Consider the following 19590-nt stretch of genomic DNA (forward strand, 5'->3'; position numbering starts at 1 on the left):
AAACTGATTATTTAGATTTGACTAACACATTACCAAAAACAAACTTGACCAAATCTCCTGGACACACGATTGCTGAAAATTGGTTTAAATCCAAAAAATGGAAGTGGGCGGCTTTTCAGAAAGAGGCGGCAGAGGCTTATATGGAGGGTAAAAGTGGGTTGGTAAATGCGCCTACGGGAAGCGGAAAGACACATTCTCTTTGGGTGCCGATCCTGATCCGCCATATTAATGAACGCAGCAATAAAGAGCTTAAACCCAAGCGAGGCCTGCAAGTGCTCTGGATAACGCCCTTGCGTGCGCTTTCCAAAGACTTGTTCCGGAATATGGAAACAGCCACCCTTGAAATGAACCTGACTTGGCGGGTTGGTATTCGCACGGGCGACACAAATACCAAAGACAGAAACGATCAGAAAAAGCAAATGCCTGATGCACTGATCATTACGCCTGAAAGTCTCCACATTCTTTTTGCTCAAAAAAACAGTTCTGAAACATTCAAAAACCTGCATACGGTCGTCGTCGATGAGTGGCACGAACTGATGGGAAGCAAGCGCGGAACGCAAACCGAATTGGCGCTGGCAAGGCTTAGAAGCCTGAAACCCGATTTGCAAACCTGGGGCATTTCGGCAACCATCGGAAATTTAGAGGAAGCGAAACACGTTTTGCTGGGTATGAAGTTTCCGGTGGGAAAATCTGCGATTATCAAGGCTAACACAGACAAAAAGATCCTGGTAGAAAGCATTATTCCCGAGAAAGTGGAGACATTGCCCTGGTCGGGTTATATGGGGACGCGGTTGGTGGATCAGGTTGTAGAAATCGTTAATCAGAGCAAAACAACATTGCTTTTTACCAATACGCGCTCCGGAACCGAGATTTGGTATCGCACGATCATTGATAAATATCCTGAATTTGCAGGCATTATGGCTTTGCATCACGCTTCGCTGGATCGGGAAATTCGCGACTGGGTGGAGGAGGCGTTGCATGACGAACGATTGAAGCTGGTTATTTGCACGGCAAGTTTGGATTTGGGTGTGGATTTCAGGCCGGTAGATACGGTTATACAAGTTAGCAGTCCAAAAAGCATTGCCCGGTTTATTCAGCGCGCGGGCAGGAGTGGACACCGGCCTGGCGTGGATAGTAAAATTTATTTCTGTCCAACCAATGCATTGGAGCTCATTGAGGCCGTTTCGCTCAGGGAAGGCGTTGAAAAAAACATGCTGGAAGACCGTCCGCCCGTTGCGCACGCATTTGATGTGCTGGCACAATGGATGATGACTTTGGCGGTTGGAGAAGGTTTTGATGAAGCCCAATTGTTCGACGAAGTTTGCGATGCCTATGGCTACCAATATCTAAATAGGCAGGAATGGGAGTGGCTTTTGGGATTCATTACCACAGGAAGTTCGTCGCTTCAGGTGTATGATGAATATAAAAAAGTAGAGCGCGTTGATGGGCTTTACAAAGTGACGAGCCGCCGCGTTGCATTGCGCCATCGGTTGAGTATGGGCACAATTGTTTCGGAAACAGGCATTAAGGTCAAACTGCAGTCGGGCAAATATCTTGGAACTGTTGAAGAATCCTTCGTAACCTGGATGAAGCCCGGCGACGTTTTTACATTCGCGGGCATGACCGTCGAATTTGTCCGGATTCACGAAATGACGGTTAGTGTCAAAAAGGCTGAGGGAAAAAAGGGCTTTTTGGTGCGATGGGCTGGCGGAAGGATGCCACTTTCTTCACAACTATCCACGTTTATCCGCGAACGCCTGGCCGATGCTATTGAAAACCCCTATAATTCTCTCGAACTGGCCAAACTGCGTCCTTTACTGGAATTGCAGGCAAGCCGTTCCATGATCCCAAAAACGGATCAACTCCTTATTGAGCAATGCGAAACGCGGGAAGGCCATCATATTTTTATCTTTCCGTTTGAAGGCCGTTTGGTGCATGAAGGCATGTCGATCATTCTCGCTTACCGGATCAGCAAGTTGACACCGATCACCTTTTCCGTCGCGATGAATGATTATGGATTTGAACTGCTAAGCGATCAATATGTGGATTTTGAAAAGATTATGAATGAAGTCGATCTTTTTTCTACCAAACATCTGGTCGATGACATTTATCAAAGCGTGAATGCGACGGAAATGGCGAAACGAAAATTCAGGGATATTGCGGCTATTTCGGGATTAATGTTTCAGGGTTATCCTGGAAAGAATGTGAAAACGAGGCAGTTACAGGCTTCAAGTTCGCTGCTTTTTACGGTGATGAGCAAGTATGAAGATAATAATTTGCTTATCAAACAGGCTTATCAGGAGGTTTTGACCTATCAATTGGAAGAAGTTCGGATGCGCGACGCACTGGATCGGATCGCAAAGCAGAAAATTATTGTTAAACAAACCCGGAAACCAACGCCTTTTTCGTTCCCTATCATGGTGGACCGCTTGCGCGAACAATTAACGTCGGAAAAGCTGGATGACCGGATCCAGAAGATGCTCAAACAGTATAGTGATGCAGATTGAAATTAGAGGAAACCATTTTATTTTACTTACACAAAGGGCCATTTTTTGGGAAGAAACGCAGACTTTGTTAATCGGTGACATCCATTTAGGCAAAATAACCCATTTCCGAAAAGAGGGAATCGCAGTCCCGCCCAATGCCATTGAAAACAACTTCAAAAGACTCAACGAACTAGTCCAGACCACCGGCGCAACCCGCATTATTTTCCTGGGTGACCTTTTTCATGCCCAATACAATGCAGAATGGGATCTTTTCAAAACCTGGCGCACAGCACACCATTACATCGAAATGCTGATCGTAATCGGTAACCACGATATTTTGCCCGTAAGTCTGTTCCTCGAAGCTGATTTGGAAGTGCATTTAAACGATTTCGAAGAAGGAGACTTCATATTCACCCACCACCCGAAAGTTGAGGCCATTTCAGAAAAATTCATCTTCGCCGGCCACGTCCATCCCATCTTTACAACCTACGGAAAAGGCCGCCAAAGCGTGCGTCTGCCATGTTTTGTGATCGATAATCATCAAGCAATCGTTCCCAGTTTCGGCGTTTTTACCGGGGGTTTTCAAATGGAGGTGGTTAAGGATAGGAAGATTTATATTACCACGGAGACAAAGGTTTTTTCTGTTTGTTAGAACGTGACAATCACACTAGGCGAGCCAATCATCTCGCTTCCGCTATCTTTTGAAAGAACTCTTTTTTGATCTCAAATTACTGTATTAGTGCAGCCTCGTCACCGATAAATTTTTCATTCCCGCCGTTCATTTCTTTGTTTGCTGAATTTTGTAGTGTGTCCATATTTTTGAAGAAGTTTGATTCTGAACTTGATTAAACTGAACCCGGATGCAATTGTTGTGTGGCAATGCTCCGGGTTTTTTGCTGGCTTAGTTTACAAAGAATTCCATAAAATTTTATTTGTGATCGTTGCTCAGCAAAAGCTCCCTAATCTCATCCTTAAACTCCTCATCAATACGCCTGCTCACCAAAAGCCCATTGATAATTTTTTGGAATTCAAAATCGGTCACGGCTCCGCAGGCTGGAATATCTCGCTTTGCGTTTAGAGCCAATAATTCGGCTTCGGTGTAAGAAAAGTAGTTGTTGCAATTGATGTAAGTGAAATTATGCAACCTATTATTCACAGTTTCATGATCGATGCAGACCAATGTGTCGAGGCTTTCGCCAACTCGTGTAATGTGTTGAAGATTTTTTTCAAACTGCGAAGTGCAACAAACGGTGGTTAAATAACCGCCATCTATTTTTTTGATAAAAATGTGATAATGCGGAATGCCTTTGGCGATTTGCGGATCTGAGATATAAAGTAGATTTCCCGCGACAAGTGCGTGCCTTAATTCTTCTGCCTTCATGCTCCCGGCAGGCTAAGCGTTGGCTGTTTCGAAAAATAGCTGCTTAGCTACTTCCAAATCTTCTTTCTTGTCGTTGAATAGGCCTTTTTCATCAATGTAGTTCTCGAAAAAATCATTGATATCCATTTTGTAACTGGACCCTGATTTTTCAATTTTTTCCTGAAAACGTTTCCATTCAGGAAAAAAATGAGAATATTCTGCAAGTTCGAATTGATCGAGTCCGTTGTAATTTTTGAGTATTTCGTCTGCAACTTCCAGGTCAGTTTCCGAAAATACTTTGGGATTTACTTCCTGAATAGAGCTTATCGTTTGTCCTTCCAAAGACAAAAACTGATCGAAATATAGCTTCTCTGTGGATTGAGGAGCAACCTTACTTTCTACAAAATCCTTGGTGTTGGAGGGAACTGCACCCCATTCCATTGCATAATGTATGTCGCCTGTCACGGTTCGGGCATATCTCCTGAGGTGCAGCCTGTTAACCAGCCAAATCAATTTGAATGCTTTCATTTTATTAATAGCACCTTGATTGTAGGCAGCAAAATAGTTGATTAACTGAGCGGCTTTCTTATGGTTATAACCTTTCATGATTTGTGCGTGAATATGCGTCACAAATATAAATCATTTCGCACCGGAATTGAGCTTTTCAAATGCCGAACCCACCCTTCACTTACCCAACGCCGCGTTTCGTTTATCCTCCGGCAAATTGTTCTTATTCCCAGCCGCCTTCATAAACGCCAAAATCTCCCCATATCTCGCATTCCAGGGATTAAAAAACTGGGTAATCATGGGGACGTGCTTCTTGCTTTTCTGAATGCGATAAGGCGTTTCAGGCGCATAGGCGCGAAGCGCTTGGATAAATTTTTCGTTGCTTTTCAGAATCGATGTATAGGTTTTTCCGCCTCTGTAAATAAGCATGGGCGGCATATTTGGGTGCAGATGATAGAGTGGGGTGGCTTCTTTCCAGGTTTTTGGATCGCTGGAGAACGTTTTGAGATAGGTGTTTCCCTTTTCGAACTTTTCTTCCAGCAGATAACCATGCATGTCAAGCCCCGCGGCGTCGATGAGGATGAGGCCTGAGAGTGGATTTTCCAGACCTATATTTTTGAAATAATGATCGTCAAGCGCTACAAGTGCGGCAAGATGACCGCCAGCGGAGTGGCCTGACAAGAAGATTTTATCGGGGTTGCCGCCGTATTGGCTAATATTCTCCTTCACCCATTTCACAGATCTTGCGACCGAAATGGCCATTGCGTCGAAGTCAGCAGCTGGGCTTAATGGATAGTCAACAATGACCGTTACCACGTCTTTCTTAGCCCAATGTCCTCCGATAATGTTGTATTGCGACTTTTTACCAGAGTTCCAGTTTCCGCCGTGAACAAAAATCAGCACTGCCGCAGGTTTGGTATGCTTCCTCGGAGCGAACACATTTAGTCGCTGTTCGGCGGAAGTTTTATCTGCTTTTTGGTATACGATATTCTTCGACTTCGTAATTCTTTTGAAAGAACAACCCGACAATGTGAGCATGAATGCGCCCAATAAAATCATTAAAAGTATTAGTGTGATGCGTGCCTGCGATTTCATAAATATTCGTTGTATGCTTACACATACGCTGAAAGCTTGTTGAAAGATTAAGAAACAAGTAGTTAATAAATGACTTAGGCTTAATTTTATTATTCTGGTGGTTAAACAAAGTAGGGCATGGCTGAGCTGATTAACATTAAAGTGAACGGCAAAAATCACCGCGTGACGGTCGATCCGGAGATGCCGCTGCTTTATCTTTTACGCAATAATCTCCAATTGAATGGCCCGAAATATGGCTGCGGAATTGAGCGTTGCGGCAGTTGCATGGTGCTACTGAATGGCAAAGCGCAACCCTCTTGTGTAATACCGGGCTCGGCTGCGGCAGTTTATGAGGTCACAACATTGGAAGGGCTTTCTAAAAATAATGTGCTTGACCCGATTCAGGAGGCATTTATTGAGGAGCAGGCTGCGCAATGCGGCTATTGCACTAGCGGCATGATCATTTCGGCGAAGGCACTATTGACAGAAAACAAAAATCCGACCGATCAGGAAATACGGCAGGCTTTGCAACGGAATTTGTGCCGCTGCGGAACGCATACGCGCATCATTAGCGCAGTGCAAAAGGCGGCGGCTAAAATGAATAAATGATATGAAGCAATTGGATGATATAAAATCCGGCAGGCGCGAATTTCTTCGGAGTTCAGGTTATTTATTAATGGGCTTTACTCTCATGCCCGGGCTTGGATTTACGACTGAGCCGGACGAATGTTACTTGCCGGAGCAGACATTAATTGCTGATCGTGAAGCGGTTGACTCATGGATCAGGTTTGATGCACAGGGGATTTTGACTGTGTTAACAGGTAAAATGGAGCTTGGACAGGGAATACGGACTGCTTTAATGCAAATGGCAGCGGAGGAACTGGACATTGATATCACGCAGGTCCGTATTATCATTGCCGACACCGGACAAACACAGGATGAACGCTATACGGCCGGCAGCGGATCCATCGAAGGAAGTGGAAACGCGATCAGAAATGCCGCTGCTGAGGCCAGGAAATATCTTTTGGAAATGGCAGCAAAAGAATTGGGTGCACATGTTGAAGAACTTTCTGTGATTAATGGAATTGTAAAATCAACTAAAAACCAAAGAACAATTGCCTACAAAGATCTGGTGAAGGGCAAGCGGCTGGAAGCGGAGGTTTCCGGCAAGTCTGTGCTAAAAAAGCCAGCTGATTATAAGCTGGTTGGCAAGCCCATTAAGAGGTTGGATATTAATGATATAGCGGCGGCGAAAACGCATTTCATTCAGGATCTGCGCTTGCCGGATATGGTTCATGCGCGGATAATGCGGCCACCGGCTTATAGTGCTAAATTGGTGTCGCTGCCTTCTGAGCAGATTCAGAAATTGCCGGGCGTTTTAAAGGTTGTGGTTAATGGAAACTTCGCTGCTGTAATTGCTTTGCAGGAATATGAGAGCATGAAGGCGCTTCAAAAAATGAAAGCGCTGGCGAAGTGGCAAAGTGAAGCTGTAACGCCCTTGCAAGGCCAGTTATATGCTGATATGGTAAAAAACGGCAACACTGGCGAAGTTGTTGAAGGAGACAAAAACGAAAATAAAAAGCTTTCTGAAAACGCAATAACGCTTGAAGCGGAATACAAGCGGCCTTATCAAATGCACGGCTCGATCGGTCCGTCGTGCGCGATCGGGCTTTGGAAGGATGGCCAGCTGACGATATGGTCGCATACGCAAGGCGTTTATCCCCTGCGCAGCACGATTAGTGATTTGGTGAATATTCCAATGGATAAAATAAGGGTGATCGGCATGCCGGGCGCGGGTTGTTACGGGCATAATGGCGCCGATGATGTGGGCGGTGACGCAGCATTGCTGGCTGTGCAAATGCCGGGTAAGCCGGTTCGGGTGCAATGGATGCGCGAAGATGAGCACAAATGGGAGCCTTATGGTTCGGCTATGGTGCTTAAAATTGAAGCTGCATTGAATGCTGATGGTAAAGTGACTTCCTGGCAAACAGATATTTGGTCGGATACACATAGTTCGCGGCCGGGTGGGAAAGCGGGAAATTTGATTGCGGGCAGACATTTGGATAAACCATTTGCATTTGAAGGCGGAGGCTTCTCGGGCGGGAGCCATCGGAATTCACTGCCCTTGTATGATTTTGAAATCAAAAATGTTGTATTACACAATTACAAGGGCCCTTTACGGACTTCTGCATTGCGAAGTCTGGGTGCTTATGGGAACATTTTTGCATTGGAATCCTTCATGGATGAGCTGGCGGTGAAAGCAGGGAAAGATCCTGTTCAGTTTCGTTTGGATCATTTGAAAGACGAACGTGCCAGAGAAGTGATCACGACATTGGTGGCAAAGGCAGGCTGGGATTTAAAGAAAGAACCCGGTTTAGGAAAAGGTTTTGCTTTTGCCCAATATAAAAACAATGCTTCCTATTTCGCTGTAAAGGCAGAAGTCAAGCTGGATCGTGCGGCCAAAACTTACCGTTTGGTGAAATTAACAGGCGTGATTGACTCGGGGCAGGCCATTAATCCGGACGGCATTATCAATCAAACTTCCGGCGGAATGATCCAGGCGGCCAGCTGGACCATGTTGGAGCAAGTTAATTATGGTGCTGATGGCGTAGAAAGCAATTCCTGGGAAACATATCCGATCCTTCGTTTTGAAGATGTGCCTGATACAGAAGTGTTTGTGATAGATCGCCCGGAACTCAAACCACTCGGTGCAGGAGAAGCAGCGCAAGGGCCGGTTTCGGCTGCGATTGCCAATGCTATTTTCGACGCGACCGGAAGTCGATTGAGGGAAATTCCCCTGACGCCGGATAAAATCGATTGGAGCAAAATCAGCTGACGACTACCGGACGAGCAGCATTACTGATACTATCTCTCGAATAATCTCTCTATGAAAGCGACGGAAACGAAATTCCTTTGATTTTTCTGAACAATTCCACTGCATACAGATCCGTCATGCCCGATACAAAGTCTAAAACCGTCTGAATTTTGGCATATTCATCTGTTTTAGAGGTGATAAATTGTTTAGGGATAAGATCAACCAATTTTCGTGAGTAGTGGGAATTATTATTAAGGTAGGCAGGAACAAATTCTTCAAGCAAACCGCCCATCACCTTATAGCCAGCCACTTCAATCTGGACAACGGAAGCATAATTGTAAATTTTGTTGACAGAAATTTTCGAAATGTCCTTCATCACAGATCGGTATGGCTCGGGAATTGCGTCGATCAGGCCGGAGTTGAAGTCACCGTTAAGAATAGTTTCCTGCTCATTATAAAACAACTCGGAGCATTGGAAAATCAATGTGCTGATAGATTTTGCCCTTAACAGGCTGATTTTTGCATCTTCATCTTCAATTTCCGTAAGTCTGGCAGGCATTTTCGGATCATTGCAAAGCCTGAGTAACAATGTTTCCACCTCGCCGTAAGACAATATTTTCAGTCGGTGCGCATCTTCCAAGTCGATAATGTTATAGCAAATATCATCCGCGGCCTCAACCAAGTAAACCAGTGGATGGCGCTTGTAAACCAATGGAGATTCCGTAACCATATCGAGCTCTAAATCAGCGGCGATCTTCTGAAAACCAGTTTGTTCCGACTGGAAAAACCCGTATTTTTTCGTGTAAATTTTCGATTTGTTATGCCCGGCAATGGATTCGCATGGATATTTCGCAATGGCCGCAAGTGTGGAATAAGTGAGTGCAAAACTTCCGTAGCCCTTGCCCGCGTACGGGTGCGTAAGGATGCGAAATGCATTGGCATTCCCCTCAAAGTGCGTCAGATCAGCCCATTGCGATTCGGTGACTTTGTCGCGATATTGCAGGCCCGCATCATTGGTAAAATAATGTGAGATCGCAGCCTCTCCCGAATGTCCAAATGCAGGATTACCCAGGTCGTGGGCGAGGCAAGCAGCCGAAACAATGTTCCCGATTTCACTGATTAGCGGCAATTTGTCGTCGATACCGGGATCATCTTTTTTAAGTTGATTATAAAAAATCCTTCCCAGAGATTTTCCAACACTAGCAACTTCCAGACTGTGTGTGAGCCGGTTATGTACAAAAACGCTGCCGGGAAGTGGGAAAACCTGCGTTTTGTTTTGCAATCTTCTGAATGGTGAGGAAAAAATCAGCCGGTCGTAATCACGCTGGAACTCCGACCGCGCCTCGGCGGGATCCGCATTATATTTGTCTTCACTGCCCCACCGTTTCGCCGAAAGTAATTTTTCCCAATTCATTATTCAAAAATTTAATTGCCAGCAAAACTAATCGCTTTCCACTAATTAAGGAATATCCGGCTTCTTCGTTTACGATGCCTGCCCCATTCATCATTGGTAGTTTCGCGGATCATGAAGCTTTTGATTTAAACATACATGAATGTGAAATTTCAAATTGGATATATATGAAAAAGGTAATGTTACTAACAGCGTTTTTGATCAATATCCTCACTTTCAGCACCTCGGAAAATTCACAGGCTGCCGGAATTTATGTTAAAGAAACCCCCGCAAAGGACGATAAACTGGCCAAAAAAATGTCCGTTGCTGCCGTCACATTCCTGAAATCACTCTCGGCCGATCAACTGGCGGAAACCAAGCTCCCATACGATGATCCCGCCCGTTTCGACTGGAATTTCACGCCCCGAAAACGAAAGGGCATCACCTTCAAAACCATGAGCGCAGCGCAGCGAAAAGTGGCTATGGATATGATCAAGCTGGTTTTGAGCCAGGAAGGTTATACCAAAGCAGAGCAGATCATTGATCTGGAAAATGTGCTGAGGGTTGTTGAAACACGGCCTGCCAACGACACCTATCGCGATCCGGAAAACTTTGCTTTTCTGGTTTTCGGAGAACCGGGAGGCGATCCCTGGGGCTGGCGGGTGGAAGGGCATCATTTGTCGCTGCATTTCTCATCAATCAAAGGGGAGATCATTTATACGCCCAGTTTTATGGGCAGTAACCCAGGCAATGTGCTGGCGGATGTGCCGCAGAAAGGTTTGCGGATCTTGAAAAGTGAGGAGGATTTCGCATTTGAATTATTACAATCAATGAATGAAAAACAGCTGGAAAAAGCCATCATAGGAAGCACAGCGCCCAACGAAATGTTCACTTCCAATTCCAGAAAGGCATCTTTGGAAAAAATGCAAGGCATCCCTATGGCCGAAATGACCGCGGAGCAAAAGGCAGCCTTCAAAAAGCTGATTATGTCCTATTTGCAGCGTTACCACGTGACGTTGAAAAACCAGCAGTGGTCGGCATTGGAAAAAAGCGGCCTGGACAAAATACATTTCGCCTGGATGGGTGACCAGAAAAACATCATCGGGACAGGCCATGGCCACTACTACCGCATCCATGGCCTCACCTTCCTCATCGAATTCGATAACACCCAAAACGGCGGAAACCACATTCATTCGGTGGTAAGGGATTTGGTGAATGACTTCGGAGAGGATATGTTGCGCAAGCATTACGAGAAGGCGCATTAACTTTGTGTATGACTTCAATTCCCACACCACACCGTTACTTCATTATCAACAAGCCCCCCAACATGGTTTCGCAATTTGTGAGTCCGGATGATGTGGGGCTGCTTGGGGATTTGGGGTTTGATTTTCCCGAGGGGATTCATGCAATTGGGCGGTTGGATGGGCATTCCGAGGGGCTTTTGATCCTTACTACGAATAAAAGAGTTACTAATCTCCTGTTTCAGGGAGAGGTTCCGCATAAGCGGACGTATTGGGTGAATGTGGGGCATCACGTGAGTGACGAAACGCTGCATAAGCTCAGAACGGGCATCGGGATACAAATAAAAGGAGGCATTGAATATGTGACGGCTCCTTGCGAAGTTGAAATTATTCCGAGGCCTGCGATATTACCGCCGCATTCGAGCGAGAGTTGGGAAGGTGTGCCTAACACCTGGCTGGAAATTACATTAACCGAAGGGAAATTCCACCAGATCCGGAAAATGGTGCGAACCGCCGGTCATCGCTGCAAACGACTCATCAGAACCAGCATAGAGGACCTGGAACTGGGCGACCTGGTTGCCGGTGGTGTAAAAGAGATTGAAGAGAACGAATTTTTTAGGTTATTGAAGATCGATAATTGGAAATAACAAAAACCATCTCGACATGAACTTAATAGGCAACATTATCTGGCTCATTTTTGGCGGATTTATCGTTTTTCTGGAATATATGATCGTTGGTTTTGCGCTTTGCCTGACCATTATCGGCATCCCATTTGGCGTTCAATGTTTCAAAATCGGGTTACTTACGCTGTTTCCTTTCGGGCAGCAGGTGAGGGACGTTCCCGGGAACACGGGTTGTTTATCCACTATTTTTAACATTATCTGGATTGTGCTTGGCGGGATCTGGATTGCGATCACGCACTTGGTTTTTGGCGTAATCCTCGCTATTACCATTATCGGCCTGCCATTTGCCCGACAACATTTCAAACTGATGAGCTTGTCCTTCACGCCTTTTGGCAAAGAAATTTACTAGTCATTATTCCATCTGACAGTAAAAACATGAAAGCCATTGTAATCTCGCAGCCCGGCGGCCCGGAAGTGCTTCGCATTCAAGAACGGAATGTGCCGCAACCAGCTGATAATGAAGTTTTAATTAAAATTTATGCAGCAGGAATTAATCGTCCTGACGTTTTCCAGCGCAAAGGAAATTATCCGCCGCCGACCTGGGCGCCACAGGATATTCCAGGGCTGGAAGTGGCCGGCATTATTGAGCAGGTTGGACATCATGTTACTGATTGGAAAAAAGGCGATGCCGTTTGCGCGTTGCTAGCCGGTGGCGGTTATGCAGATTTTGCCGTTGCGCAGGCCGGACATTGTCTGCCTGTTCCAAACGGCTTTAATTTCGTGCAGGCTGCATCTTTGCCGGAAACTGTTTTTACCGTTTGGCATAATGTGTTTCAGCGTGGCAGCTTGAAAAGCGGAGAAAACTTCCTGGTCCACGGTGGCACAAGCGGGATCGGGATTACGGCTATTCAGCTTGCGAAAGCGTTGGGAGCAAAAGTTTTTGCAACGGCCGGTTCGGAGGAAAAATGTAAGGCTTGCGGTGCATTGGGAGCAGAAATTTGTATCAACTACAAAACGGAAGATTTTGAGGAAAAGCTTAAAAGCGAAGGTGCAGACGTCATTCTGGACATGGTAGGAGGTGATTATATCCCAAAAAATATCCGATTGCTGCGGGAAGACGGCAGACTGGTTTTTATCAACACGATGAAAGGTGGCAAGCTCGACGGCGCTGAGGTTGATTTTGGATTGATCATGAAAAAACGGCTGACGATCACCGGCAGCACATTGCGTAACAGAAGCAACGAATTCAAGACTGCGCTTGCGAAAGAAATTCTGACGAATGTTTGGCCTGTAATCGAATCAGGAAAGTTTAAAACCGTGATAGCAGCTGAATTTCCCTTACATGAAGCATCGAAAGCGCATGCATTGATGGAAACAAGCGAACATATCGGTAAGATCATTTTGGTTAATGATTGGGAGTCGTAACCCAGTTATCGCTCAATTTTTTGTTGAGAATGTCCGAAATTTGCTTTGCCTGTGCGTAAACCATTAAATGTCCGGCACCGTCGATCATCACATCCGGTTTCACGAGTTTGATGGAAATCAGTTTGTCGTTTGTGCCGTGAATGTGATACAGGTTTTCCAGCTTGTCTTCCCTTTTCCAGCTGCCCATTCTCACCAATGCCCATTTCAGGAATTTGCTGTCTGTATCATGTAAAATGGATTTTAGCAAAGATTTCAGCTCAGGTGTGTCGGCGCCGAAAAATTTGTAAGTAAAAGAATTCGTCGACTTTAAAAAGGGCGCTGCGAATGGGCTGAGCAGCAAAAATTTGGTAAGTCCTTGATAAAACTTAGAGATCGGAACGCCCGTTGGTGTGCTTGAAATGATCACGATCTGTTCCGGATGCACAATGTCTGCAAGCTCGGAAGCAATGATTCCCCCAAAAGAGAGCCCTACCAACTGGAATGGCCGGGTTGTATCAATTTGTGCAACCAGCCTGCCCGCATAGTCTGAAATGCTCTCCTTCTTTAATGGCCTGATCCAATCTATATAATGCACCGCGAAACGGTCGTCCAATTCAAGTTTGCTAAAAACACGCTTATCTGCGCCTAATCCGCTCAAAAAATAAAGGTTCATTTTATCAGGGTCGGGCGTTGATGATCTTTCGTGTGTAGCAGCCGTTCCAGCGGATAAAGTACGGTCATTCTCCAAATTTGCCGCAAACCCTTTTTCTAACGGTCGGTTAGGGCCATTTAACGTATGCTGACCGAAAATTTCGGCGCTCCGGACCGTCAGGTAGATCGTGAAGCAAATGCAGGAAATGTTGATATTCGAAAGCATGATCATGTCAGAAAACTATTCGAATATACGGGCTGGCAGAGAATAAAGATTGCCTATTTTACAAAATTGAATCTCAAACCGCCCATAACCCAGCGCCCCGGCATTTTGGAGCCAAGCAAATCGCTGTACTGAACATCAAATGCATTGTCGGCCTGCACAAATACAGCCAGACTGCGATTCAAAAAAGCATACTCGGCCTTTGCATTCAGCAAGAAATAATCTTTCGAAATATTCGCTTCGATGGCTGATGCCGCGCGTTCTGCCCTGTGTTTATACAAACCGTTCAGACTGATCGAGAAGCCGGAAATCTGGTAAATGGCCGAGAAGTTGCCCAGAAACTTGGCATGGGAAGACACATAAAAGGAAGGTTCCAAGTTGCTGCTTTCGCTTTTTAGCCAGGTTAATCCAGCATTAAAGATCAGTTTTTGATTGGAAGAAAGAGCATTAACACTTTGAAAATCAAGTTCGAAACCCGTTGTATTCACTTCTGCAATATTTAATGCCAAGCCAAACGTCCCTGTGGGAGAGAGGTTTTCTTTACGCGGCATTTGGGCGTAGGGCGTTGCAACGTAATCGATCAGGTCGTTTTGAAGTCTTTGGAAAAATGTTCCGGAAATTTTGAGCTGATTTGTGTTGCTACTGGTCAGAAACCAATCCGCCCCGGCTTCATAACTGAATGATTTTTCGGCCTTTAATGCGGGATTACCCACATTTCCGCCTGTTACCAACGCTTTTTGATAATTGTTAAATCTTTCGGTGAAGTCAGCGTCGCGGATCGTTTTACCCGCGCTTCCCCGCACTTGCCATTTGTCTTTTTTGTAAGATAAATTAATCTGCGGCACCACTTCCGAACCAATGCTTTCGCGCCAATCCAATCTCACAGAGGGCGTTACCGTAAAATTGGGGCCAATATTTTGGACTAACGAAACAAACGGCGCGAGCTGGCTCAGGGAATGATTACCGCGGTCATTGGAAGCAATGTTCCGGTTTTGATAATTTAGTCCGGTAATCAGGTTCGTGCTTTGCGTGAATGTTTGCTGCCAGGTCAGCAAGCCTTGCCACAACTGCGATTTGCTGTCATTAGCAATGGAATGTGGGTTAAATAAATACTGATCACGGACAAATTTATAGCCTCCATCCAGCGTAATCGCCGTTTTTTCTTTCTTATAACCAATTTTAATTTGATTCCAGGATGTTTTCACCTTTTCACTCGCGGTGTCGGATTTGAGGGCTGTGTAAAAATTCTGCGCAGCAAAATCGCGATGATCATAGGCGCTCCGCACGGCCACATTGAGGCTTGGAGAAAGCGCATAATTAAGAGAAACGGACGCCGTATTATTATGAAAATATCCCTTAATACCACGCTGCTGAACGCCGGAAGCATTATTGGATAAAAAACCGCCTGATACCGCGAGTTTATCCCTTTGTACAAATGCACCCACATTGGCGTTTTTCAAGCCATATTCACCAGCCGTTAATGTGCCATTAATGCTCGTTTTCTGTATGTCATCCGCATTTTCACCTTCATTTCCCGACTGCAAGCGCGCAGCAAATGTTTTGGAAATCACATGAATAACGCCGCCCACGGCATCGGAACCGTAAATAGCCGAAGAAGCACCTTTCAAAACTTCGATACGCTCGATTTCGGATGGGGAAATGGGGATGTATGCGTTGAAATGGCCTGTATTTGGATCATTCAGTCTTAAACCATCCAGAATGATCAGCACTTGCTGGAATGTCCCGCCGCGCAAAACAATGTCGCTTTGCGAACCCATGGGTCCACGCGCCTGAATTTCTACGCCTGGCACATAACGAAGCAGATCATCGATGCTGTGCACAGGCAGGTTTTGGAAATATTCGCCTTTGATAACGGCAATGTTGCGGCCAGTTTGGGAGGCGCGTTTTTCAACAAGCGAAGACGTGACAGTTACAGGATCAAGCGAAATATCCTGTGCAAAGAGCTGATTAGCGAGGAGTAGCAAGAAAAAAATTGCCGGGTTTTTCAAAACCCGGATTAAAGAAAATTGGAAAGTTGTCATCATGGCCTGGTTATCAGAATCAAAATTATTTTCGACAAACTTACTATCTTGCCGGACTGTTAATATGCTCCGGTTTTAAGTTTATGAGTAGTCCGGTTGAAATTCCATTCCAGAGTATTGTGACCATTGACCGGCAAAATAACACGCCGGTTTATCTTCAAATATCGCGTCAGATGATCAATGCGATCCAACGCGGTGTGTTGTATACGGGAGCCAGGTTACCGGGAACCCGTTCGCTTGCTGAAATTCTGGAAGTGCACAGAAAAACGGTGGTAGCGGCTTATAATGAGCTAGATGCGCAGGGCTGGATCGAACTCAGGCCCAACAAAGGAACATTCGTCACCCAAAAATCATCCGCACTTTCCGGCAAGCCGCTGCCTTTTAATGCTGATTATTTAGTTAAATATCCTCAAAAAACTGGCTTTGCATTTGAAGAAAGCATGCTTCTGGACAGGCCGGTGTCCGTTTCCAAAGCCGAGCTGGAATTCACCGACGGGCTTCCGGACGTGCGCCTGGCTCCTATGGACAAGCTGGCAAAAGCCTATTCGAGCGTTTTGAGGAGAAATAACAACCGGAAATTGCTCAGCTATTCTCACGTTGAAGGTAATGCATTTTTTAGAGCAAAACTTGCTGATTATCTGAACAATACGCGGGGATTGCACATTGGAAAAGAGAATATTATAACGACGCGCGGAATACAAATGGGTATTTATCTGGCATCTATGCTGCTCCTAAAAAAGGGTGACAATGTGGTGGTAGGTAACCTGAGTTATTACGTGGCGAACATGATTTTCCAGCAGGCGGGGGCCAACATTATTTCGGTTCCGGTAGATGAGCAGGGCATTTCTGTGGACGCCGTGCGGAAATTATGCGAAACGAAGCGTATCCGCATGCTTTACATTACACCGCACCATCATTACCCGACTACTGTGACCCTGAGCGCGGAGCGGCGCATGGAATTGCTTAATCTTTCTGTGCAATATGGCTTCATCATTCTGGAAGATGACCACGATTATGATTTTCATTACAATAGTAGTCCGGTTTTACCGCTGGCAAGCGCCGATCCGGCGGGAATGGTGGTTTATATTGGCTCCTTTTGCAAAGCTTTGGCGCCCGGATTACGCTCCGGCTACATTGTTGCGCCGCAAAATCTGATCACTGAGCTCGGAAAATTTCGCAGGATCATTGACCGGCAAGGCGATTTAATGATGGAACAGGCTTTGGGAGAGTTGTTGGATGAGGGCGAAATTCAACGGCATATCAAGAAAGCGCAAAAGATTTATCACCAGCGGCGGGATCTTTTAGGGACATTACTGCAAGCAGATTTTCAGGAATATCTCAATTTTAAAACACCGCCGGGCGGCCTTGCTATCTGGACGGAATGGCGAAAGGATATAAATTTAATGCGTCTTAGCAAAAACTGTTTGAAGCAAAACCTGCATTTACCTCAAACATTGCTTTTCCAGACCGGACACCTCAGCGCTATGCGACTTGGATTCGGAAACCTGGACGAAGGAGAAATAAGGACGGCGGTTGAAATCCTGAATTATTCAATTAATTTGTGATTTAATCATATCCTTCTGGTTTTCACTTTGCTACTTTCTCAATATATGAACAAGAGAACCTTTATTAAACTTTCATCCGCATTAATGACAGCTCCATTATTTACGCCATTAACTGGCTGGGCGAAAGCCGATAAGTTGAAGAACTGGGCCGGAAACCTGGAATACAGCACAGAGCGGCTGGATCAGGCGAAGACTTTGGGACAGGTTCAGGAGATTGTTAAGAAATATCCCAGGCTAAAAGTCCTTGGAACGCGGCATTGCTTCAACAATATTGCGGATACGAAGGACCAGTTTATCTCGCTGGTGAATGCTGAGGAACACATTGTTTTGGATGAAAAAAATAAAACAGTTACGGTTAATTCCGGTATGAAATATGGTCAGTTAAGCCCCTATATGCATAAAAAAGGCTTTGCGCTGCATAACCTGGCGTCGCTGCCGCACATTTCCGTTGCGGGCGCCTGCGCCACGGCCACGCATGGATCCGGGGATAAAAACGGAAACCTGGCAACGGCTGTGTCGGCGATGGAAATGGTAACTGCGGCTGGTGAGGTGGTGCAATTGAGCCGTAAAAATGACGGAGAAAAATTCAATGCGGCTGTTGTGAATTTGGGGGCTTTGGGTGTGGTTACGAAGGTTACGCTGGATATGGTGCCAACATTTATGATGGGGCAGTTTGTTTACGAAAATCTGCCTCTGGATCAATTGAAGGATAATTTTGAGAAAATAGAATCAAGCGGATATAGTGTGAGTTTGTTTACAAATTGGCAGAGTAAGGACATTACGGAAGTTTGGGTTAAGCAAAAGATAGAAGACGGGAAGCCATTGGAACCCGAAAAGGAATTCTTTGGTGCAAAACTAGCTACTAAAAACCTGCATCCGATCCCTGAACTTTCTGCCGAAAACTGCACGGAACAAATGGGCGTTTCCGGCCCCTGGTACGAACGCATGCCGCATTTTAAAATGGGTTTTACACCGAGCAGCGGCGTGGAGCTGCAATCGGAATTTTTTGTACCGAGAAAAAACGCGGTAGACGCTATTATGGCCATTTCCAAGCTCGGAAATCAGGTTGGCCCACATTTGCTGACCTCTGAAATCCGGACCATTGCGGCGGATGATTTTTGGATGAGCCCGTGTTACAAGCAGGATTCTGTGGCGATTCATTTTACCTGGAAACAGGAATGGGATGCGGTTAGCAAGCTGCTGCCAATCATTGAGCGTGAACTGGCGCCCTATGATGTGCGCCCGCATTGGGGTAAATTGTTTTCGGTTTCTCCGGACCTGCTTGCTAAGCGATATGTTAAAATGGAAGAATTCATAACACTGGCTATTGAAATGGATCCAAAAGGGAAGTTTAGGAATGACTTCCTTAACCTGAATATTTTCAGGGTTTAGAAAATTAATAAACGGTTTCGTGAATGATTATTGCCCTTTATTTTGTTGCTAAATAGTCCGCTATGAATATTTTATGCTGACTAACATTCGTTTTGTAAGCGTGGATTAACATTGTAAACCAAATAAAATAATGGCAGCAAAATTAAAGGAACTTCCGGTCGCAGAACCTGCTGCGGCTCGTGAAATCACATCTGATAAGATTACGGAATTATATATGCACGATTGCCTTGAACAGAACAAAAAACCGGAATCGGTTTACTTGTTTTGCAAGCGTCATGGCATTGTTGAAAGGGAATTTTACAAACATTTCTCTTCAATCGAAGCGATTGAAAAAAGCGTTTTTGTGAGCTTTCACAGGCTTGCGGTTGGACTTATGAACCAGAGTGGCGATATGCCTGTGCTTGGTTTCAGGGATAAGCTTTTGACTTACTATTTCACTTATTTTGAAATACTTACAGCTAATAGGAGTTATGTTGTCTTTGATCTGAAAAGTGAAAAGAACCGCCTGGCCGGATTGATGAAATTGAAGGATTTCAGGAACCAGTTCAAGACATTTATCGGTGAGATCAGCGAAGGTTATCTCAAATCAAAAAGCGAGCGGATCCGCAAAGCGCAACAGGATGCATTGGAAGAAGGCGCATGGATCCAGTTCATGGTGACACTCAAATTCTGGCTTGACGATGAGTCCATTGGCTTTGAAAAAACAGATCTTTTTATCGAAAAATCAATCCGTGCAACATTTGATCTAATCGATATCACGCCGTTGGAAAGTGTGATCGATTTTGGTAAATTTCTCATTAAAGAAAAGTTGAAGTAA

Annotated in this window: 17 protein-coding genes; 11 read left to right on the forward strand and 6 right to left on the reverse strand. The window is 45.2% G+C overall.

Features of this window, described 5'->3' with window-relative positions; genetic code table 11:
• Nucleotides 1–44: 44 nt before the first annotated feature.
• Both NFI81_RS22045 and pdeM read left to right on the forward strand, forming a co-directional pair.
• Nucleotides 45–2507, forward strand: coding sequence for a ligase-associated DNA damage response DEXH box helicase (locus NFI81_RS22045; protein ID WP_234614976.1), 2463 nt, complete (start codon nucleotides 45–47; stop codon nucleotides 2505–2507).
• A complete protein-coding gene (pdeM, locus tag NFI81_RS22050) occupies nucleotides 2497–3138 on the forward strand; it encodes a ligase-associated DNA damage response endonuclease PdeM (protein ID WP_234614975.1) in 642 nt (213 codons plus the stop codon). Before NFI81_RS22045 ends, pdeM begins: the two co-directional genes overlap by 11 nt.
• A gap of 276 nt (nucleotides 3139–3414) precedes the next feature.
• On the opposite strand, the gene NFI81_RS22055 is transcribed toward pdeM, so the two are convergent.
• The 3 genes from NFI81_RS22055 to NFI81_RS22065 form a co-directional block, all read right to left on the reverse strand.
• Nucleotides 3415–3867, reverse strand: coding sequence for a hypothetical protein (locus tag NFI81_RS22055; protein WP_234614974.1), 453 nt, complete (start codon nucleotides 3865–3867; stop codon nucleotides 3415–3417).
• 12 nt (nucleotides 3868–3879) lie between these two features.
• On the reverse strand, nucleotides 3880–4452 hold the full coding sequence (locus NFI81_RS22060; RefSeq protein ID WP_234614973.1) for a Panacea domain-containing protein: 573 nt from the start codon (nucleotides 4450–4452) through the stop codon (nucleotides 3880–3882).
• A 78-nt stretch (nucleotides 4453–4530) separates the two neighbouring features.
• Nucleotides 4531–5448, reverse strand: coding sequence for an alpha/beta hydrolase (locus NFI81_RS22065; RefSeq protein WP_234614972.1), 918 nt, complete (start codon nucleotides 5446–5448; stop codon nucleotides 4531–4533).
• A gap of 117 nt (nucleotides 5449–5565) precedes the next feature.
• Between NFI81_RS22065 and NFI81_RS22070 the strand changes: the two genes are divergently transcribed.
• On the forward strand, nucleotides 5566–6036 hold the full coding sequence (locus NFI81_RS22070; protein WP_234614971.1) for a (2Fe-2S)-binding protein: 471 nt from the start codon (nucleotides 5566–5568) through the stop codon (nucleotides 6034–6036).
• Nucleotide 6037: 1 nt separating this feature from the next.
• Nucleotides 6038–8263, forward strand: a complete 2226-nt coding sequence (locus NFI81_RS22075; protein ID WP_234614970.1) for a xanthine dehydrogenase family protein molybdopterin-binding subunit — start codon at nucleotides 6038–6040, stop codon at nucleotides 8261–8263.
• 49 nt (nucleotides 8264–8312) lie between these two features.
• Here the strand turns inward: NFI81_RS22075 and NFI81_RS22080 are convergent, their stop codons facing one another.
• Complete coding sequence (locus NFI81_RS22080) at nucleotides 8313–9656, reverse strand: deoxyguanosinetriphosphate triphosphohydrolase (RefSeq protein WP_234614969.1); 1344 nt, start codon at nucleotides 9654–9656, stop codon at nucleotides 8313–8315.
• 164 nt (nucleotides 9657–9820) lie between these two features.
• Between NFI81_RS22080 and NFI81_RS22085 the strand changes: the two genes are divergently transcribed.
• From NFI81_RS22085 to NFI81_RS22100, 4 genes are read left to right on the forward strand one after another with little or no spacing between them, the layout of a single operon-like run.
• Nucleotides 9821–10897: a DUF3500 domain-containing protein gene (locus NFI81_RS22085; protein ID WP_234614968.1), complete on the forward strand. Its 1077-nt coding sequence runs from the start codon at nucleotides 9821–9823 to the stop codon at nucleotides 10895–10897.
• Between the two features lie 8 nt (nucleotides 10898–10905).
• Nucleotides 10906–11520, forward strand: coding sequence for a pseudouridine synthase (locus NFI81_RS22090; RefSeq protein ID WP_234614967.1), 615 nt, complete (start codon nucleotides 10906–10908; stop codon nucleotides 11518–11520).
• A gap of 16 nt (nucleotides 11521–11536) precedes the next feature.
• Nucleotides 11537–11905: a YccF domain-containing protein gene (locus tag NFI81_RS22095; protein ID WP_234614966.1), complete on the forward strand. Its 369-nt coding sequence runs from the start codon at nucleotides 11537–11539 to the stop codon at nucleotides 11903–11905.
• 26 nt (nucleotides 11906–11931) lie between these two features.
• On the forward strand, nucleotides 11932–12921 hold the full coding sequence (locus tag NFI81_RS22100) for an NAD(P)H-quinone oxidoreductase (protein WP_234614965.1): 990 nt from the start codon (nucleotides 11932–11934) through the stop codon (nucleotides 12919–12921).
• Here NFI81_RS22100 and NFI81_RS22105 read toward each other — a convergent pair.
• Complete coding sequence (locus tag NFI81_RS22105; RefSeq protein ID WP_252176019.1) at nucleotides 12902–13777, reverse strand: alpha/beta fold hydrolase; 876 nt, start codon at nucleotides 13775–13777, stop codon at nucleotides 12902–12904. The genes NFI81_RS22100 and NFI81_RS22105 overlap by 20 nt on opposite strands.
• A gap of 53 nt (nucleotides 13778–13830) precedes the next feature.
• Nucleotides 13831–15819, reverse strand: a complete 1989-nt coding sequence (locus NFI81_RS22110) for a TonB-dependent receptor plug domain-containing protein (RefSeq protein WP_252176020.1) — start codon at nucleotides 15817–15819, stop codon at nucleotides 13831–13833.
• Between the two features lie 80 nt (nucleotides 15820–15899).
• On the opposite strand from NFI81_RS22110, the gene pdxR reads away from it, so the two are divergent.
• The 3 genes from pdxR to NFI81_RS22125 all read left to right on the forward strand — a co-directional run bounded on the left by pdxR (nucleotide 15900) and on the right by NFI81_RS22125 (nucleotide 19590).
• The gene (gene pdxR / locus NFI81_RS22115; protein ID WP_234614962.1) at nucleotides 15900–17381 is read left to right on the forward strand and encodes a MocR-like pyridoxine biosynthesis transcription factor PdxR; all 1482 of its coding nucleotides are present in this window, start codon (nucleotides 15900–15902) and stop codon (nucleotides 17379–17381) included.
• 45 nt (nucleotides 17382–17426) lie between these two features.
• Nucleotides 17427–18773 (forward strand): D-arabinono-1,4-lactone oxidase, encoded by a 1347-nt coding sequence (locus NFI81_RS22120; RefSeq protein WP_445438741.1) that lies wholly within the window; start codon nucleotides 17427–17429, stop codon nucleotides 18771–18773.
• Nucleotides 18774–18903: 130 nt separating this feature from the next.
• Nucleotides 18904–19590 (forward strand): TetR family transcriptional regulator C-terminal domain-containing protein, encoded by a 687-nt coding sequence (locus NFI81_RS22125; protein WP_234614960.1) that lies wholly within the window; start codon nucleotides 18904–18906, stop codon nucleotides 19588–19590.

The organism is Dyadobacter fanqingshengii (assembly GCF_023822005.2).
GTDB classification, from domain to species: domain Bacteria; phylum Bacteroidota; class Bacteroidia; order Cytophagales; family Spirosomataceae; genus Dyadobacter; species Dyadobacter fanqingshengii.

Excerpts from the sequence above, each read along its gene's own strand:
- NFI81_RS22110 (WP_252176020.1), bottom strand. The coding sequence starts at position 15,819 with ATGATGACAACTTTCCAATTTTCTTTAATCCGGGTTTTGAAAAACCCG.
- NFI81_RS22075 (WP_234614970.1), top strand. The coding sequence starts at position 6,038 with ATGAAGCAATTGGATGATATAAAATCCGGCAGGCGCGAATTTCTTCGG.
- NFI81_RS22100 (WP_234614965.1), top strand. The coding sequence starts at position 11,932 with ATGAAAGCCATTGTAATCTCGCAGCCCGGCGGCCCGGAAGTGCTTCGC.
- NFI81_RS22080 (WP_234614969.1), bottom strand. The coding sequence starts at position 9,656 with ATGAATTGGGAAAAATTACTTTCGGCGAAACGGTGGGGCAGTGAAGAC.
- NFI81_RS22105 (WP_252176019.1), bottom strand. The coding sequence starts at position 13,777 with ATGCTTTCGAATATCAACATTTCCTGCATTTGCTTCACGATCTACCTG.
- NFI81_RS22125 (WP_234614960.1), top strand. The coding sequence starts at position 18,904 with ATGGCAGCAAAATTAAAGGAACTTCCGGTCGCAGAACCTGCTGCGGCT.
- NFI81_RS22120 (WP_445438741.1), top strand. The coding sequence starts at position 17,427 with ATGAACAAGAGAACCTTTATTAAACTTTCATCCGCATTAATGACAGCT.
- NFI81_RS22060 (WP_234614973.1), bottom strand. The coding sequence starts at position 4,452 with ATGAAAGGTTATAACCATAAGAAAGCCGCTCAGTTAATCAACTATTTT.
- NFI81_RS22095 (WP_234614966.1), top strand. The coding sequence starts at position 11,537 with ATGAACTTAATAGGCAACATTATCTGGCTCATTTTTGGCGGATTTATC.
- NFI81_RS22055 (WP_234614974.1), bottom strand. The coding sequence starts at position 3,867 with ATGAAGGCAGAAGAATTAAGGCACGCACTTGTCGCGGGAAATCTACTT.
- NFI81_RS22090 (WP_234614967.1), top strand. The coding sequence starts at position 10,906 with ATGACTTCAATTCCCACACCACACCGTTACTTCATTATCAACAAGCCC.
- NFI81_RS22070 (WP_234614971.1), top strand. The coding sequence starts at position 5,566 with ATGGCTGAGCTGATTAACATTAAAGTGAACGGCAAAAATCACCGCGTG.
- pdxR (WP_234614962.1), top strand. The coding sequence starts at position 15,900 with ATGAGTAGTCCGGTTGAAATTCCATTCCAGAGTATTGTGACCATTGAC.
- NFI81_RS22065 (WP_234614972.1), bottom strand. The coding sequence starts at position 5,448 with ATGAAATCGCAGGCACGCATCACACTAATACTTTTAATGATTTTATTG.
- pdeM (WP_234614975.1), top strand. The coding sequence starts at position 2,497 with ATGCAGATTGAAATTAGAGGAAACCATTTTATTTTACTTACACAAAGG.
- NFI81_RS22085 (WP_234614968.1), top strand. The coding sequence starts at position 9,821 with ATGAAAAAGGTAATGTTACTAACAGCGTTTTTGATCAATATCCTCACT.